Here is an 18,641-nt window from a genome sequence, read left to right on the forward strand (position 1 = left end):
CGTCAATAAAAAACTTGCTTAAGTTAAGTTAAAAAGTGCATGTTGTCTGGCCCAATTACTGCAGAGTCTTTAACTCAATCATGGGGGACTCAGGACACTTTATATAAAATGCATCATAAAATAAACTAAAAATTACCATTAGTATAGTAAGAGCGATAAAACGACGATGCTAAATACCAATAACAATCAACGCATTATTTTAACGCAGCCGTTAGTGTATCGCGTCTTACTCTACAAGTAACGCCGCGTCTAGTTAAAATAACCGACTGATATCATTACCAATCGCTAACACCATGAAACCTGCCAGCAAGAGTAAACCAATATTGAACCCTATGATTTGCACCCCTTCCGATAATGGCTTACCGCGAATCAGCTCAATGACATAATATAAAATATGGCCCCCATCCAATACCGGAATAGGTAATAAATTTAACACTGCAAGGCTCAAACTAATTAAGGCAGCGGTAGATAATACCATCTCCCAGCTGATGTCGAAGCTTTGTTTGGCAACTTTTGCAATAGTAATAGGACCAGATAAATTATCAAGGCCAATCGTTCCTGACAGCATTTTACCCATTGAACTGACCGTCATTACTGCCAGCTGTTCGGTCTTCTCAAACGATTTGACCAAGGCTTCACCAGGGCCATAGACAACGGTAGTCTTATAGACATCAGGGATCACAATTTCGGACTGAGCAACCATCGCTCCAATCTGTCCATAAACGTTACCTAAGGTATCTTTTTTACCTTGCGGCATGATTTGTAGCTGTACTGGCTTATCGGCACGTAGCACGGTAAAGTTTAGTAAAACCTCAGGATTGTCTCGAATAATTCGAGTCGCACTAATCCAGTCTGTCACTGGGGTTCCATCAATGGCGGTGATACGGTCACCTGCTTGTAGCCCTTGCCGAACAGCGGCACCATCCGCTGATAGCTCACCAATAACAGGCGCAATTTGTGGTTGCCACGGCAACATACCAAAGCTGGTTAAAGCATCTTTACCTTGAGCAGCACCCTGCATAAAACGCGTAACCGGTGCTTGGTAGGTTTTTATATTTTTGGCAGTGGGTTCAAGCGACTGCAAAGTAGCTTTAGATTGTAGGGTAACACTAACGTTATCGGTCTCGCCCATACGTCCGGCTAGACGATAATTAATCGCCTCCCACGTTTGCACTTCGTGACCATCAATAGCCACAATTTTATCACCAGCAGGTAACTGTGCCATAGCTGCTGGGGTATCTGGTAACACCTGTCCAATCTTAGTTGCCAATTGCTCAGAGGGGGTCATAAACAGCACCCAAAATAGTCCAATGGCAATGATAAAGTTCATAATAGGGCCAGCCGCCACAATAGCTATTTTCTTAAGCGGATGTTGACGATTAAAGGCTAAATGCTGCTCATGCTTTGCGACTTCGCCTTCACGCTCATCAAGCATTTTGACATAGCCGCCTAACGGTAGTGCTGAAATACGATAATCAATGCCACTACGCTTACTGGTCCAACCAGTAAGCTTAGGACCAAAGCCAATAGAATAGGTCAGGATCTTAACGCCGCACAAACGTGCTACGATATAATGACCCCATTCATGCAGAGCAATCAGAGGACCTAAGACAAAAATTGCCGCTAGTAGCGTTAATAAGAACGTCATGACCTTTTCTCGATTAAGTTGCTATTGCTTGAGTCAACGCTGAAATTATTATTTGAATTATCGCTTAAGTTATGCCATTTTAGCAATAAGCACCTCAGTATAACGCCGCGCTATCCCGTCAATGGCTAAAATATCATCGATATCAGCATTCGCACTTAAGGTTGACACTTGTACTTGACTCAGTGCTTGCTCATTAATATCAGCAATATCTGTTAAACGTACTTGTCCGGCCAAAAATGCCGCTACTGCCATCTCATTAGCAGCGTTCAAGACAATAGTTGCCTGCGTTCCTGACTGCATCGCTTGCCGTGCAAGATGCAGACAAGCAAATTTTTGTAAATCCGGTTTAATAAATTCTAGCGCGCTTAGCGCATATAAATCTAATGGTTGTGAGCCGCTGTTAATACGCGCCGGATAGCTGAGCGCATGAGCAATGGGGGTTTTCATATCAGGGCTGCCAAGCTGCGCCAAAAAGCTACCGTCGCTATATTCTACCATTGAGTGAATGATACTTTGTGGATGAATGACCACATTTATTTTATTCTCTGGCAAATCAAATAAATGGCAGGCTTCTATGAGCTCTAAACCCTTATTCATCATGGTTGCTGAATCAACGGATATTTTTTGCCCCATCGACCAATTTGGATGCTTGACTGCTTCTGCAACCCCTGCTTTTTGCATCTGGCTAAAAGACTGTTGTAAAAACGGTCCACCGGATGCCGTCAGCCACAGTTTTCGTACCCCGTGGCTGCGCTCATGGATTTGAGTATTGTCTTGTTGAATAACGGGCGGCAAACATTGAAAAATAGCATTATGTTCAGAATCAATCGGTAGCAAAATAGAATGATGGGTCTTTACCGCCTCAATCATGACTTGCCCGGCCATTACCAGCGCTTCTTTATTGGCGAGTAAAATACGCTTACCGGCACGCGCTGACGCTAGGGTCGATGGCAGCCCCGCCGCCCCAACAATAGCGGCGACCACGGTATCGACTTGGCTGTCAGTGGCGATATCTATCAATCCTGCTGCGCCGCCTACCACGTCGATTTTTAGACCTGCCTGGTTTAAGCGCTGAGCAAACTCATTAACGCTATCCACAGCTACGCAAACACGCTTCGGTATAAACTGCTGACACAGTGCAAATAGCTTGTCTAAACGCTGATAGCCCGATAAGGCATACACCTCATAATCATGCGGATGCGCCGCTAGAATGGCTAGGGTGCTATCGCCAATAGAGCCTGTTGCGCCAAGTACCGCGATGCGTTGCGTCATAACCATGAATGCCTATGAAATCGTTAGAATTATAAAAACAATGAATAACCAAAAATAAAAACATGAGAAATAATAATAGGCAAATGCCAATTATAAAGGGCTATAAATAAAACTCAGTAAGTATGAAGAGCCAAGCTATACGCTAAGCTCTTTAGCTTTTTAATCTTTTAAACAACCAATAAACCGAGCTGCTGTAGTCCCCAAAAACCAAGCGCAAATATCGGAGTAGCAGACAAAAGCGAATCAATACGATCGAGAATACCACCATGTCCTGGCAAAATAGTCCCTGAGTCTTTTACCCTAGCACGACGTTTAAGCATCGACTCAAACAAATCACCCAGTACCGATGCCAAGATGGTCAGCGCTGATAATGCCACAAAGGCAATCAGAGTCGTACCAGTCAGCTGTAGCTTAAAGACACTGATGGCAATAACAACAACCAAACCTGTCACTAGCCCACCTGCCAGACCTTCCATGCTTTTATTGGGAGAAACATTCGGTGCCATCTTGCGTCGACCCAACTTACGACCCACAAAATAGGCCCCACTGTCAGCGCACCAGACCATTAAGAATACATACAACAACCACCACGCCGACTGCTGCCATAAATAAAACATAGCAGTAATAGATGCCGTCAAAATTACCACACCCATCAATGCCAGCTGCTTACCATACCAGCTGGTATGGGTTGGAAACTTTCTAACCCAAGACAGTGCCATTAGCCATATGATTATCGATGCGGCCCACCATAACACCCAAGTCATTTGGAACATTAATGATACTAAGGTCACTAGCAATACGAGTAGGACAAAAACGATAGGCTGGCGCCATTTTGGCATCAGCTTGGTCCATTCGTGCGCAGCAATAGTTACGCCAACGGCTAATAGTGGTGCAAATAAGATGGGCGTTTGGCTCGCAAACAGTGCAATACCAACAATAATAATTAGAACAACCGCCGTTTTAATCCGTTGCCACATACTTATCAGGCCTTATAATAATAAAAAATATCTAATAAAATATGTATTATAGCAGTTAATTCCTTACTCACTAATCGCGACTTAGTAACATCGGCTTATAGTGGCTTAGGTGGACTCATTTGAATAAACTTAATATCTAAATCTCTATCTGTTCACTGGTTTTACCAAAACGACGTTGACGCTGAGCAAATTCTAACACCATAGCAGCAAGTTCCTTCGCTTCAAAATTTGGCCACAATGTTTGAGTGAAAAATAACTCTGCATACGCTGATTGCCACAATAAAAAGTTAGAAATACGATATTCACCGCCCGTCCGTATCAGCATATCTACCGCCGGCGCATCGGCCAGTTGCACATACTTGGCCAATCGCTCTTTATCAATATCCTCAACGCGCAACTCCCCTGCTTGTACTTGCACAGCGAGCTGGCGTGCGGCATGAGCAATATCCCATTGACCCCCATAACTGATCGCAATTACCAGCGTCATCGCTTCAAAATGTGCCGTTTTTGCTTCCGCATCTATCATTAACGCTTGCAAATCATCAGCAAGCTGACTGCGATCCCCAATAAAACGCAGCCGAATACGATACTTGTACATGCGCGGCATTTGTTCATGAATAGTAGCCGTTAATAGCCGCATCAATAGCGACACTTCATTCGGTGGACGTTGCCAGTTCTCACTTGAAAAGGCAAAAACAGTTAATACTTCAACTCCCCTATCGAGACAATATTCTACGATAGGATCTAGCGCCTCTTTGCCAGCGACATGACCTTCACCTTTGCCAAGATCATTGGCTTTACCGTAACGGTTATTACCATCCATGATGATAGCGATATGACGAGGGATAAGAACAAGAGGCAATGGGTCGGAATTAGACATGAACGTTACTGCTTATTGATAAAGGAAAATGAATGCGGATAAAAAATCGTATAAACAAGGCTTTTATGATAGCGCGTGCTTAGGCATTTAAAAAGTATCAGGCTTAAAATCCATCAATTTATCATGAGAAAAATTAGCTCATAGCAAACTTTAGAGGCCTTTTGCAATGATAGTATTTATACTTTATGCTGATTACATCTAACAATTTCATGCGAAGATAAATTTTAACAAAAGGCTATAGCCAGTGTCTGAAGTAATGAATATTTGTAAAAATGAATACTTGAAGTAATAAATATCTATAGCAATAAACAGCCAATAGTATTACACCATTGGCTGTTTACTTAACTTAACTACTTTAAAACCAAGCAGAAAAAGTCGACTTATACTGCCATCAAATCGGTTTCTTTTTTGCTAAGTCTGCTGTCAATAGTCTCAATATATTTATCAGTGATTTTTTGGATATCATCACTTGCCCGATGCTCTTCATCTTCTGAGATTTCTTTTTCTTTGGCTAAGTCTTTGATATCACCAAGCATATCGCGGCGAATATTACGGATAGAAACCCGGCTATTTTCAGCCTCACTGCGTGCTAGCTTTTGCATATCGCGACGGGTCTCTTCCGTCAAAGCAGGCATTGGAACGCGAATAACATCTGCAGTCATTGGATTCAAACCTAAATCTGCTTCACGAATGGCTTTGTCTATCGCTTGTACCATAGTGCGATCAAACGGCTGCACCAATAACGTGCGTGAGTCTTCAACGTTAACGCTAGCTACTTGGTTCAAAGGCGTAGCAGAGCCATAGTAGCTGACCATTACTCCTGATAGCATACCTGGGTGCGCGCGACCAGTACGAACTTTACTAAAGGTACTTTCAAGCGCTTCTAACGTTTTTTGCATACGCGCTTCGCCGTCTTGCTTAATCTCTTTAATCATAACGTGTCCTTATTTATCGATACCGATAATATTCATTGTTATTAGATGTTCATTAGCTATTATTTTACTGTATTCTAAATACGGTTATTGCACTTTCGATTTATATTTAAACGTCATCTGCTTTCAGATTAATGATAAACGCGCGTGCCTTCATTTTCGCCCATAATGACATTTAATAAGGCGTTAGGCTTGGTCATATCAAAAACTTGTAGCGGTACGTTATGCTCACGGCACAAGGCTATGGCGGTCAAATCCATCACCCCAAGCTTTTGCTCCAGCACTTCATCAAAGGTCAAGCCATCATATTTAGTGGCGTCAGCATGTAAGCTTGGGTCTTTATCATAGACACCATCAACTTTAGTGGCTTTCAGAATCAAACCCGCTTCAATCTCAATGCCGCGCAAACAAGCCGCAGTATCAGTGGTGAAAAACGGATTGCCCGTGCCTGCAACAAAAATACAGACTTCGCCGTTTTTAAGATAACGAATCGCATTACGACTGCTATAACTCTCAGTGACTTCACCAATTGGCAAAGCTGACATCAAGCGCGTTTTAATATTACGGCGCTCAAGGGCATCACGCATCGCCAAACCATTCATCACAGTGGCTAGCATACCCATTTGATCGCCGGTAACCCGGCCAACCAAGCCTTCTTTTTGTAATTGCGCGCCGCGATATAAGTTACCACCACCGACGACGATGCCAACCTGAACCCCAAGTCCACGCAAATGCGCAATGGATAAGCTCATTTTATCGAGCACGTCGCTATCGATACCCATATCTTTGCCACCCGCTAAGGCTTCACCTGAGAGCTTGAGCAAAATACGAGAATAACGGGGATTTTTGTCAGACATGAGAGCACCTTTTTATCGTTGAATGATAAGCAAAAACATTGTTAATACACAAATAGGGTTAGCATAGAAAGCAAGACATCATCATAAGCAGGTCAAGCGCGCTAAATTGCGCTAATTGTAGCAAAAACTGCCCGCTATTGGGCAATTTTCATATTTAATAGCTAACCAATGCTCTTGAAAGATTCGTCATACTTAGCCCTTATTAGCACTTATAACTGGCAAATAAGTCATATTCGCTGGCATCGTCAATAGTAACCGTTAAGAACTGCCCGACTTGTACTGCTGCCGTAATATTATCGACATAGACATGACCGTCAATCTCAGGGGCATCGGCATAGCTGCGGCAAATGGCGATATTCTCATCAAAATCAATCTCATCGACCAATACCATCAAAGTCTTACCAATTTTCTCTTGAAGTTTTTGCACCGATATATCTTGCTGTAAGGTCATCAAGCGCTCATAACGAGACTGTTTGACATCTTCTGGCACATGGTTTGGCAAATCATTAGCAACTGCGCCTTCTATTTCAGAATAGGTAAAAGCACCTACTCGATCGAGACGTGCCTCGACTAACCAATCAAGCAGACATTGAAAGTCTTCTTCGGTTTCACCCGGAAAACCAACTACGAACGTTGAGCGAATGACGATATCAGGACAAATCGCACGCCATGCATGAATACGCGCCAAGGTGTTTTCACTATGGGCCGGACGTTTCATCGCTTTTAGTATGCTATGACTGGCATGCTGAAAGGGAATATCTAGATAAGGCAGTAGTTTTTTCTCACTCATCAATTGAACGACTTTATCCACATGCGGATATGGATAAACATAATGCAAACGCACCCAAATGCCTAAATCATTCAACGCTTGGCATAAGTCATAAAATTTCGACTTCAGCGGTATACCATTCCAAAAGCTGGTCTTATATTTTAAATCTAAACCATAGGCAGAGGTGTCTTGGGAGATGATTAACAGCTCTTTAACTCCAGCATTTTTAAGCGCCATCGCCTCATTCATCACACTATCAATTGGACGCGAGACCAAATCACCGCGCAAGCTTGGAATAATGCAAAAAGTACAACGATGATTACAGCCTTCTGAGATTTTTAGATAGGCATAATGACTGGGCGTTAATTTAATCCCCGCCTCATTAATCAAATCTATTTTAGGATTATAATCTTTATCGGTGCTGCGATCCGGCTTAGGCACATGCAATGCTACCGCTCTAATCACTTCATCATAAGCATGTGCACCCGTTACCGCTAATACAGCAGGATGCATTTGGCGAATTTTATCCGCTTCTTTACCGAGACAACCCGTGACAATCACTTTACCATTTTTACTAATGGCTTCCCCGATCGCATCAAGCGATTCTTGCACTGCTGACTCAATAAAGCCGCAGGTGTTGACCACCACTAAGTCAGCACCTTCATAATCGCTGGCAACTTGATAGCCATCGCGGCTTAGCTCAGTAATGATACGCTCACTATCAACCAATGCTTTAGGACAGCCCAATGATACGAAGCCAATCTTAGGCGCCGATGATATTGCTGGGCTAGAGGTTGACGTACTTGTCGCATCGCCACTTTGGGCGATACTGCGGTTTTGATTGTGATTGGCTTTATGATGATAAGGTTGACCGCTGTCTGTTGGATTCTCAGTTTGTTGTGGCGACTGAGCAGGGTTAAATACAGTGGCAGTATTTTGCAGCGGTTGCGCGACAGTATTTAACGACTCTGAGGATAAACTATCGACTGAGTACATAGAATCAGGAGACGGGGTAGAAATTTTGGGCATGGCTGACCTTGCTAGAGATAAATTGGCTGAGCGCATTGTACGTTTTTTTTATGATAATCACCAGTTTTGCCGCGCTAGAGTGTTGATTTGTGGTTAAATATTATCTGACTTACCTTAATAGAGTAGCATCAATCATCAGGCAACTCATACTTATGACCCATTCAATATTAGCTGAACCCACTCCCAACTTAGCATTTATATCTCAGCATTTATTCACTGCTATTCTATGGGTCGATGATACCTTACGTATCACCTGGCTTAACGCTCAAGCTGAGCAGATTTTGGCAATTAGTCGTGGCCGGTTACTACAGCAATCCATATTGACCTTGCTTGCCCCCGAAGAATTAAGCGAGGTCAATAGCGTTACAGAATCTGTCACACTTTGTGATTCTAATCAAAATAAAACGTGTACGCTCGCTGAACGCTTTGCTCAAGCCCAGCACTATCAACAGCCGTTTATCGATTACGATCATATGATAAATCCCCAGCTCAGTAGTGGTGCGCCCGTATTGGTTGACTATAGCGTGACGCCAGTAATTTATGAGCAGCAGTCTTATTTTATTATTGAAATGTGGGGTAAAGATCGCCAAAGCCGGATATCAGAGGAGCAGCGCCAACAGCAGCAATATAGTGTCGCACGCCATATGCTACGCTCCGTTGCGCATGAAGTTAAGAACCCATTGGCTGGTATTAGGGGCGCAGCACAGCTGCTACAAAGACAGTTTAGTAAATTTAGCAACCTGACTGCTCACAAGAAACCTAGCACTATTATTGAGCCAAATGTACAAAAAACAGCACAAAAACTACGTACTTATACTGATATCATTATCTCTGAAACCGACCGCTTAACCCAACTGATTGGACAACTTCTTGGTTCAGCAGAGTTACCCCACTGGCAAGCGCTAAACATTCACGAACCGCTAGAGCACGTGTTAACCTTGGTAGGCAGTCATTATCCACAAATAATAATACAACGCGATTATGATTTGTCACTGCCTGAGCTAAATGCGGACAAAGACCAATTGATCCAAGTATTTCTAAACCTCATTAACAACGCTTGCGAAGCGATGACAGAACATCAACAAGAGCAGCAAAAATATTTGTCCAAATCTACCATTTCACAATCTAAAAGCGCTCAGACCGACAACCATTATCAACCGCAGCTACGTATCCAAACGCGGGTCGCCTTTCAGCACACCATCGGTAAGCAACAGCATAAGCAAGTATTACAGATTACTATTACTGATAATGGACCGGGTATTGACCCTATGCTTATTGAGCAGATATTTTTTCCGATGGTGACCAGTCGCGCCGCCGGTACGGGATTAGGGCTAGCGATCGTTCAAGATATTATCAGCCGCCATCATGGTATGATTGATGTCAGCTCATTACGCGGGCAAACGCGCTTTACAGTGTATTTACCGTTTACTCAGCCTGCGCCTACCAGCAGCAATTCCTCTATTCTGTCTAAACGATAACACCGCTTAATTGCTCATTAAGGCTTCTGTATGACTGATCACGATAATAACTCTAATTATAAACATAATAATAACCTAGCACCCCTACCAGCGAGCGATAATGACATTTATATGCCTACTGGTGACTTAGCAACTCTGTGGCTTATCGATGACGATGCTGCGTTGCGCTTGGTATTAGCCGACACCTTTGTCGATGCTAATCTCAACGTCATTAGCTTCACCCAAGCACAAGCGGCATGGACACGCCTCAATGATATCTTGCAGGAGCGCGAATCTACCTCACAGCTACCTGATGTCATCTTGACCGATATCCGCATGCCACTAATGGATGGCTTATCGTTTAGCGACTGGGTCCACAAGCATTTCCCCGACCTGCCTATTGTCATTATGACTGCCCATTCCGATCTGACTTCAGCTATCAATAGTTATCAAACGGGCGCTTTTGATTACCTGCCCAAGCCCTTTGACCTCGATGATGCGGTCGCGACTATTTACAAGGCTATTAACTATCAAGTAAGTAACAGTACGCCCGCTAAACAACCTAATACTGACGCTAATTCAAAATCCAGCTCTGATATAAAAATAAATTCGAAAAAAGATAACGAACCAAGTAACAGCAATAAGTCCGATGGCAGTTTTAAAAATAATAATAATAATAATAACAGTAATCCCAACGGCATTATCGGTCAGTCGCAAGCCATGCAAACCGTCTTTCGTGCCATTGGACGCTTGGCACACTCACCGATTACCGTCCTCATTACTGGTGAATCAGGTACGGGTAAAGAATTGGTTGCCAGTGCTTTACATCAACATTCACCGCGTCAGCAACAACCCTTTATTGCGCTTAATATGGCCGCCATTCCCCATGACTTAATTGAGTCTGAGCTATTTGGCCACGAAAAAGGCGCGTTCACAGGAGCCACCACCCAACGGCAAGGTCGTTTTGAACAAGCCGATGGTGGAACGTTATTCTTAGATGAAATTGGTGATATGCCATATAGTACTCAAACACGCTTGCTACGGGTGTTAGCGAATGGTGAGTTTTATCGAGTTGGTGGTCAACAGCCGGTCAAGGTCGACGTACGTATCATTGCTGCCACCCATCAAAACTTAGAGAATCTTGTCCAACAAGGCAAATTCCGTGAAGATTTATTTTATAGGCTTAATGTCATTCGCTTACCTTTGCCACCACTGCGTTCACGCCGTGAAGACATTCCAACCCTTGCCAAACATTTTATGCAGCGTGCCGGTGAGCAAATGCACACTACGCCAAAACAATTGCATCCTAAAGCGCTACGCACCATGCAAGCATTTGACTGGCGCGGTAATGTACGCCAACTCGAAAACGTCTGTCTGTGGCTCACCGTTATGACCACTGGTGACACCGTATTGATTGAGGACCTACCGCCAGAGATGCTGGTTGATAAACGCCATTCCTTATTATATTCGCCTGACGACAACCAATCATCTTTACACCCACTAAAGACTCTTCAACAAACGGATACTTATAATAATTATGAACCCATACCTACTGTAGCCACGACACCAGATATATCTGCTAATCCAACTTGGCAACAAGTATTGGCAGAATGGGCCAAACACTCTTTACAATCTGGGGCCATCGATATCCTACAAACGGCAACGCCTGAGTTTGAGCGCGTATTATTAACCGCTGCCCTCAATCACAGTGGTGGTAAAAAAATTGCGGCCGCTAGTCTGTTAGGTTGGGGTCGTAATACGTTAACCCGAAAACTCCAACAATTAAATATTGGTCAGTCAGAAAAGCGACTAGATACACAATCGAGTATGCAAAAAGACTGATTTAAAAAATAGAGCAATATCATCCATTTATAGAAACACATATAAAAAATTGTGAGAAAATTAAGATTAATTGCAGAAAGGGCTTGCCAAACCATTCAAACTCTATATAATGCCAACCACTGAGACGCACTACTGAATCAGTTAACTATCCTCACGATGTTTGAATTTAAACGCCAGTGATGATAGAGTAACGAATAAGGGGCTGTGGCGGAATTGGTAGACGCACTAGATTTAGGTTCTAGCGCCGAAAGGTGTGAGAGTTCGAGTCTCTCCAGCCCCACCATTTTTCAATAGTGAATAATTTATCTCAAAGCTATACAGAACCTGCCTTCGAGCGGGTTTTTTTGTGTCTTGAGTTTGAGAATCAATCAATAATAAAGAGCACTCAAGCAGATAAATTAGTAATAATAAAGTGTGCCATACTGACAATTATCTATTAAGAGCATAAAGTACCTAGGTAGAAACGATGAATAGAGGATTTTGGATATCAGTAGGTCTATTGGCACTTTTAGCAGGTAGTCTTGTCGGGCTGCGAAGCTGGTTTAAACCAGCTACCTCAACAAATACTAACGCAGCTATTGTTGATACTAATTCAAATACTAAGCTTATGATAAGTTTAGAAAGTTTTAAGGGCTTTCACCATGACGCAGCGATACTGTTGGAGAAGTTAACCGTTTTAAAAACGGGTCTGGAAAGTGGGATTGATACTAAAAATATCGGCCTATTAGGAAGTACTGTAAATAATACCTATAGAATTATGGATAGTGTGAGTGTTAATCGGCTGCCAACTATTGCCCCTTTTGAGATCTGTGATGAGGCGCTAGCTAGATTGGGTGTTTATGCTGTGGCCGCCAAAACTTATTATTCTGATACGGGAAAAATAAATATAGACCAGATAGATGAGATGAGGAATACATTTAATACGAAGTTTAGCCAGTGTCAAAGCATGGTTAATGACAAATCTGTTGAGGCACTCTATCAAGACTACCAGTGACCAGCTCTACCTAAGAATTCTCTAAATCCCCCAACACCTCCTCCATACTCTTATAACGCCTCTCTATCCGCTTCGCCAATACCTTATTAATAACAGGCTGGTAATTTTGATACTCTTTCGGCAATGCAGGAATTGGTGTTTGGCAATGCTCAATCGCCCAATATTTTAGGGGCTCACTACGTTGCCAAGCAATCTTAAATGGTCGTATGCCGGTTAATATTTCATACATCATTATTCCAAACGCATAGATATCGCTTTGCTGGGTTACGTCTTGCCCTTGCCAGCGTTCGGGAGCCAGATAAACGGCCGTGCCAGCAGCATTTATTGTGCTCTCTTGATTAAAGTCTTTATGAGCACTTCCATCAGAGGCTTCATAAAAGCAAGTAGCTAAAGAAAAATCAGTGAGTAATAAAGTAGGCGTGAAGTTCTCATTATCAGTGCTATGTAATAAAGTTTCTTTTATTAAAATATTACTTGGTTTGATGTCATTATGTAGCCACCCGCTGTTGTGTAAACAAGCTATGAGATACGCGCTCTGAACAATAAGTTGATATTTTTGCTCGTCTGTTAGTAATTTATCTTTTTTAGTATTGATATCCTGCTGTGAGAGGTGCTGATGCAAATAATGCGCCAAGCTACCGTGTAAACAATGAGGCATAACAAGGATAGTAAGCTGATAATTTTGGTTTAATATATTTATCTGCGAGGCATCATAAGCCAATATAGGCGGCGCGATACACAATGAGGTTGTGCTATTATTTTGAGCTTCGGTTGGTGCTGACTTATTCAAGATTTGTAGAACAGCTATTTCATGGCTAAGGTCAGATGACCTATGATTAGCGTCAGTATTGCGAGGCATCAACTCCCATTTAATCATCACATCCCCAAACTGCGTATGCTGCGCACGGGTTAAGCCTTGATAGGTGGTAGTTTTGATATGATACTGTTGATGACTATCTTGCTGGCTAATACGCTGATGAGATAATTGATGATAGCCCAGCTTCGACAACGAAGTGGTCAATAATGGCAGTAACTGTACGGCTTGCGCACGCAATGCTTGTGTTATGAACGGATTACTGGCACTATTTTTCATGGTACAGTCAAACCTTTATAAAATCGCTATAGCACTATTAAACGTAACATCAATTTAACTTATCAACGATAGAGTGATTATGTCCCCCTCATCTAAGTCATCATCTCATTACGCCCTGCCCGATCCACTGCTTGATTTACTGAGCCAGTATTTACAGCAGCAAGTAACCCCAAGTATTGAAATTGACCCTGAACAACTGGCCTATCGCTGGGTTGGCGGGCGCACTGGACATTTAGAGCCATTAGCGGTTAACTTGTTCCTAAGTTTAGACGATTTGCACGGTATTGATACTCAAAAGTCAAAACTGATACAAAATACGCGGCAATTCCTTAAAGGCTATCCTGCCAATCACGTATTGATGACTGGTACGCGCGGTGCGGGCAAATCATCGCTGATTCGAGCATTACTACAAGCCTATCATAGTGAAGGACTGCGTATTATTGAGATTGCCCGTGATGACTTATTCGTACTTGATAAAATTCGGGCAGCCATTGGTAAGCTACCTGCCGACTCTAACTGCCGCTATGTGGTTTACTGTGATGACTTGGCATTTAATGGGCAAGATGAGAGCTATCGTACTTTAAAAAGTGTGCTGGATGGGTCGCTTGATTCTGAGCAAGATAAGCTGTTGGTCTACGCTACCAGTAACCGCCGACATTTATTGCCGCAGTTAATGAAAGATAATGTCAATATTTATAATGGACAAACTGACGAGGTTAACCCTTACGAAACTATTGATGAGACCGTATCACTATCCGATCGTTTTGGTTTATGGTTGTCATTTCATCCAATGAATCAACAGACATACTTACAAATTGTTCAGCATTATTTAGCCCTTCAGCAACAGCAAATCAACAATGCTACTGCTACAGATATTAAATTGAACATTAACGTTACTAATGATTCAGGGCTTGCTGAGAATATTAGAGCCGATGCCCTGCGTTGGGCATCAGAGCGTGGTGGACGTTCGGGGCGCGTAGCGTATCAATTCAGTCGCTATTGGATAGGACAAGCACAATTAAAAGCGGCGGATAATGAGTTTTAAAACTTTAATAGTAGTCTACTGGTGTTTTATTTAAAAACCACTGCTCATTGCCGCGCCTCAGTGTTATGTAAGGAACCTAAATACTGTACGCGGCCAGCGGTTTGACCGTCTACTTCTGCGCCGTTGACCATATACTGAGCAAAGTCCGCTGCCAGCCATAAGTTACCTTCATACACCTTTTCAGCGTCCAAACGAACATGTGCCATGTTTGGCGTGCGACTGCTTGGATTATCAAAGCTTTGATAGCGGGCGCTAAAATGGGTTAAAATTAAATTATTAATACCAATATCTCGTGCGAACTTGCCAATTTGCTGTGCGCTACTATGCATCGGATCGAAGGCTGGATTTTTTTCTTGGATTGAGGCTAACACCTCAGACGTATAGGTGGCCTCATGTACCAATAAATCAGTATCGTGCAGCGCACTCTTAAGGCAAGATGACGTATCGTTATCACCTGCCACGACTATTCGTGTGCGCTGCTGCTCATTATCGACGTAGTCCACTGAGCGTAACTGCTGCCCACTTTCCGTACAGACATTTTCCCCTTGTTGCAGTTTGCCCCATAGTGTACTGGCCGGAATACCCGCGGTTATCAGCTTATTGGTATTTAGCGTATGGCGATTGATAGCTTGAGTAAATCCAAATCCATAAGAGGGCACACGATACGATAATAGTGTAATGTCAATCTCGAGCTGTTGTTGCCTATCTAGACTAATAGCGACCTTACCTTGTTGCTGGAACAGTACTTCTTCAATCGCCATAAAATCAATGGCGAATGGAAGGTATAATTCGGTGGTTAAGGTAACGGTATCGAGCAATTTGGCAATGGCTTTTGGTGCGATGATAGTGAGCGGGCTGGTACGTCCTGACATGGCAGCACTGGCAAGAAGTCCGGGCAAACCGTAGCAGTGATCGCCATGTACATGCGTGATGCAAATAGCAATCAGCTGATGCAGTGATAATTTGGTATGTAATAGTTGCTGCTGGGTGCCCTCGCCGCAGTCAATCAGTAACCACGGTCGTACTTTCTTATTATGATGGCGACTATACTGCTTAGGCCCTGCTAGATAAGGGTTAAGACACTCAATAGCCAGCGCCGTCACGTTGCGTTGCTTAGTAGGTACACCTGCTGATGTGCCCAAGAACGTTAATTGCAGCATGGCTGGTCATTTATGGAACATCTCCTCTTCATAAAATACATGATTTATGATATCTCGCACAATATGGTTTTATCGCGCTCAACGATTTGTCCGCCGCTAGCGAAGCATTGATTGACCATACTAGATTCGTACGACTTCCAGCCACCGTAGAAGCTGGCAAGGCATAATAACGCAACCAGCAGCTTTTGCGACCATGCCTTAATAGAGACTTGCTGGGGATCGACCGTATGCTCTGCTAAATGGCGTTGATTTTTATCAAGGGTGTCTTTATTACTGCCATCCCGTTTATTGCGCTCTGTCATCACGTTACCTTATCGAGATTCTATCTATTAACCAGTAAAATATATATAAAACGCCAAAAATGACTTCTTTTACGTTTAAAACTGAATACGACCACCTTTTGCTTCAGCGCGCTTAAAAGCGTCACGCTCCTGACAGCGTTTGAGCCAATTTAATAAATTAGCATAGTTGCCATTATCTAGTCCTGTACGAGATTTGGCAGCGACCACGACAAAATACATTTGAATATCAGCAGCACTGAAGGCCTCACCTGCGAACCAGTGATTGTCCTGTAGCTGTTGCTCCATCATGGTCAATATACTGCTAATACTGTCCTCAATTAAGCTACTTTCGACCTGCTTTTGGATATTTTTACTAATGGGCTTGATCAGCATTGGTGACTTCTCCACCACTTTATTAAATACCAAACGCATGACCAAGGGTGGCATCGCTGACGCTTCGGCAAAGTGCAACCAAAAAGTGTACGCGTCCCAAGCTGCTTCATTACTATCGGCAGGCTTAAACAGCTGGTCTTTATCATAATGCTTAAGCAGATATTCAATGATAAATCCAGACTCAACCAACGCGCGATCACCCACTTCTAGGATTGGCGCGTGACCCAGTGGATGAATTTTCTTTAAGCTATCGGGTGAAAGATACGCTTTATTGCGCTGATAACAGGTCAGTTTATAGTCAACATCCAGCTCTTCTAACAACCACAGAATACGAAAAGAGCGTGAATTTTCTAAATGATGAAGGTGTAACATAGACCATCCTAATAATAAGTTATCGTAAACCAAACATAAAACGTTGACGGCATCAGACTCGCTTAACGGAACTGTTTTGTTAAGTTAGCCACAATTTTCGCGCGTCTTTTTTCTACTCGTTTCATATTTTATTCACTAGCGTGCCTTAAATAAAACAGATTGATACAAGCTAATATAGAGCAGAGTGATATACAGTTGCTATTGATAATAGCGCACTTAACTTACCTTTGACACCACACACGGACACTACTGTTACGAAAAACAATGTCTGTCTGGTCAGGTTAAAACTGTCTGATTATGATCTACCTCTACCTTGAATGCAGTTGCTCAATTTTACGTGACATCTTATTAATTTTTTGTCGATAGCGTCTGATTTTACGAAACCGATGTGCGGTTAATACCCCTTTGATACGGCGGTTTTTTAGGCGACGACGCGGCGGAAAACTGTTAATTTGGGGCTCAGTATAACCATGCAAGCGGTTGTCACGGCGGCGCGCCAAGTAGCCCATCGCACTATCGGCAATCATGATTAGCAGCGCCACGAAAATCATACCATACATGAATAAAGAGCCAGCCTCTTCAACATTTTGGTTTAAAATGGTTAACGAGAATACGAACAAAAATATCGGCTCAAGATAGCATAAGGTGCCAAATAGAGAGACCGGTAGCTTGCGACTGGCAATCATAGTCAGCGACATTGCTGCTGTACTAATAATACCGAGCAGCGGTAGTAAATACCACAATCTACTGGTTGATACTGCCAGATCAAAGCCGCCACTGCTATATAATGCCACTAAAACAACCGGCGATAGCAGTACAAGATCTGATATTAAACCGGTGATAGGCGGTACGGCTAATTTGCGCCGTAGTAAATAATAAGGTGGATAACCCAAGCACACAAACAAGGTCGCCCACGATATAGTACCGTATTGCAGCACATCGTAGCCAATACCAGCAGCAGCACAGACAGTAGCAACCCACTGCAAGGTACTCATTGACTCATGATAACAAAAGCGGCCAACCAGTATCATCACCAATGGGTATAAAAAGTAGCCCAAGGTCACATCAAGGCCTAAACCATTAACGGGCCCCCACATAAACAGCCAAATTTGCCCACCCAAAATCGGGGTTGGTAATATAAATAAAAACCACTCTGTTGGTGTTTTTAAGGTCTTTAAATAATCAAAAATATGCTGCCACTGCTTTAGTATACTGACCAATAAAACCAAACTGAATAGCATCATCAACACGCGCCATGATGCTACTTGCGTACCCGATAGCGGGTGCATAAATAGCCCAAACAAAAACAATAACGAGAATAAAAAATTTGCAATCGCCGCAGCGGCGGTTCCCTGCACAGTTTGGTTGGTGGTCAACATAACAACAGCCTTGAAAAAATAGCTTTTAAAAAACAGCCTTTATAAATAGGTTATATCAATAATGATTTATCAGAAAAAAAACAAAAGCCTCAGACGCGAACGTCGGAGGCTTCCTTTCATTTTGTCATTAGCCAATCAAACACTGCTAAGACAATCTGGATTACTTTATGGTACTCACATTATAGGCCAGTATTATGTCAAAATCAGAACTGATAAGCAATAACTCTGCTTATCAGTCTATAAGACTAGGAGCTATAAAGA

General features: G+C 42.8%; 16 protein-coding genes and 1 tRNA gene. 5 read left to right on the forward strand and 12 right to left on the reverse strand.

Features of this window, described 5'->3' with window-relative positions; all coding sequences use genetic code 11:
• Positions 1-253 precede the first annotated feature (253 nt).
• The 7 genes from rseP to rimO all read right to left on the reverse strand — a co-directional run bounded on the left by rseP (position 254) and on the right by rimO (position 8,331).
• The gene (gene rseP, locus AAEY88_RS03025) at positions 254-1,648 is read right to left on the reverse strand and encodes an RIP metalloprotease RseP (RefSeq protein ID WP_350558850.1); all 1,395 of its coding nucleotides are present in this window, start codon (positions 1,646-1,648) and stop codon (positions 254-256) included.
• 69 nt (positions 1,649-1,717) lie between these two features.
• Positions 1,718-2,926 carry a 1-deoxy-D-xylulose-5-phosphate reductoisomerase gene (gene ispC, locus AAEY88_RS03030; protein ID WP_350558853.1) on the reverse strand — a complete coding sequence of 403 codons (1,209 nt, stop codon included), beginning with the start codon at positions 2,924-2,926 and terminating at the stop codon, positions 1,718-1,720.
• 161 nt (positions 2,927-3,087) lie between these two features.
• Entirely contained in the window at positions 3,088-3,897 is an 810-nt protein-coding gene (locus tag AAEY88_RS03035) for a phosphatidate cytidylyltransferase (protein WP_350558856.1), read from the reverse strand.
• Between the two features lie 136 nt (positions 3,898-4,033).
• On the reverse strand, positions 4,034-4,777 hold the full coding sequence (uppS, locus tag AAEY88_RS03040; RefSeq protein ID WP_350558859.1) for a polyprenyl diphosphate synthase: 744 nt from the start codon (positions 4,775-4,777) through the stop codon (positions 4,034-4,036).
• A 380-nt stretch (positions 4,778-5,157) separates the two neighbouring features.
• Complete coding sequence (gene frr, locus AAEY88_RS03045; RefSeq protein ID WP_350558862.1) at positions 5,158-5,712, reverse strand: ribosome recycling factor; 555 nt, start codon at positions 5,710-5,712, stop codon at positions 5,158-5,160.
• 128 nt (positions 5,713-5,840) lie between these two features.
• Positions 5,841-6,566 carry a UMP kinase gene (gene pyrH / locus AAEY88_RS03050; RefSeq protein ID WP_350558865.1) on the reverse strand — a complete coding sequence of 242 codons (726 nt, stop codon included), beginning with the start codon at positions 6,564-6,566 and terminating at the stop codon, positions 5,841-5,843.
• A 202-nt stretch (positions 6,567-6,768) separates the two neighbouring features.
• On the reverse strand, positions 6,769-8,331 hold the full coding sequence (gene rimO / locus AAEY88_RS03055; protein WP_407074419.1) for a 30S ribosomal protein S12 methylthiotransferase RimO: 1,563 nt from the start codon (positions 8,329-8,331) through the stop codon (positions 6,769-6,771).
• 185 nt (positions 8,332-8,516) lie between these two features.
• Here rimO and AAEY88_RS03060 point away from each other — a divergent pair, with 185 nt between their 5' ends.
• From AAEY88_RS03060 to AAEY88_RS03075, 4 genes are all read left to right on the forward strand, one after another.
• Positions 8,517-9,842 carry an ATP-binding protein gene (locus tag AAEY88_RS03060; protein ID WP_350558871.1) on the forward strand — a complete coding sequence of 442 codons (1,326 nt, stop codon included), beginning with the start codon at positions 8,517-8,519 and terminating at the stop codon, positions 9,840-9,842.
• A 111-nt stretch (positions 9,843-9,953) separates the two neighbouring features.
• Entirely contained in the window at positions 9,954-11,663 is a 1,710-nt protein-coding gene (locus AAEY88_RS03065; RefSeq protein WP_407074420.1) for a sigma 54-interacting transcriptional regulator, read from the forward strand.
• Between the two features lie 198 nt (positions 11,664-11,861).
• A tRNA-Leu gene (locus AAEY88_RS03070) sits at positions 11,862-11,946 on the forward strand.
• 183 nt (positions 11,947-12,129) lie between these two features.
• Positions 12,130-12,657: a hypothetical protein gene (locus AAEY88_RS03075; RefSeq protein WP_350558877.1), complete on the forward strand. Its 528-nt coding sequence runs from the start codon at positions 12,130-12,132 to the stop codon at positions 12,655-12,657.
• Between the two features lie 10 nt (positions 12,658-12,667).
• Here AAEY88_RS03075 and AAEY88_RS03080 read toward each other — a convergent pair whose 3' ends face one another.
• Entirely contained in the window at positions 12,668-13,750 is a 1,083-nt protein-coding gene (locus AAEY88_RS03080) for a protein kinase domain-containing protein (RefSeq protein ID WP_350558880.1), read from the reverse strand.
• Between the two features lie 79 nt (positions 13,751-13,829).
• Here AAEY88_RS03080 and AAEY88_RS03085 point away from each other — a divergent pair, with 79 nt between their 5' ends.
• Positions 13,830-14,795, forward strand: coding sequence for an ATP-binding protein (locus AAEY88_RS03085; RefSeq protein WP_350558883.1), 966 nt, complete (start codon positions 13,830-13,832; stop codon positions 14,793-14,795).
• 44 nt (positions 14,796-14,839) lie between these two features.
• Here the strand turns inward: AAEY88_RS03085 and AAEY88_RS03090 are convergent, their stop codons facing one another.
• From AAEY88_RS03090 to rarD, 4 genes are all read right to left on the reverse strand, one after another.
• Positions 14,840-15,955, reverse strand: coding sequence for an MBL fold metallo-hydrolase (locus AAEY88_RS03090; RefSeq protein WP_350558886.1), 1,116 nt, complete (start codon positions 15,953-15,955; stop codon positions 14,840-14,842).
• Between the two features lie 44 nt (positions 15,956-15,999).
• Positions 16,000-16,257 carry a hypothetical protein gene (locus AAEY88_RS03095; protein WP_350558889.1) on the reverse strand — a complete coding sequence of 86 codons (258 nt, stop codon included), beginning with the start codon at positions 16,255-16,257 and terminating at the stop codon, positions 16,000-16,002.
• 75 nt (positions 16,258-16,332) lie between these two features.
• Entirely contained in the window at positions 16,333-17,001 is a 669-nt protein-coding gene (locus tag AAEY88_RS03100) for a glutathione S-transferase (protein WP_350558892.1), read from the reverse strand.
• A gap of 308 nt (positions 17,002-17,309) precedes the next feature.
• Complete coding sequence (gene rarD / locus AAEY88_RS03105) at positions 17,310-18,380, reverse strand: EamA family transporter RarD (protein WP_350558895.1); 1,071 nt, start codon at positions 18,378-18,380, stop codon at positions 17,310-17,312.
• Between the last annotated feature and the right edge of the window lie 261 nt (positions 18,381-18,641).

The organism is Psychrobacter sp. CAL346-MNA-CIBAN-0220 (assembly GCF_040309805.1).
In the GTDB taxonomy this organism is placed as follows: Bacteria; Pseudomonadota; Gammaproteobacteria; order Pseudomonadales; family Moraxellaceae; genus Psychrobacter.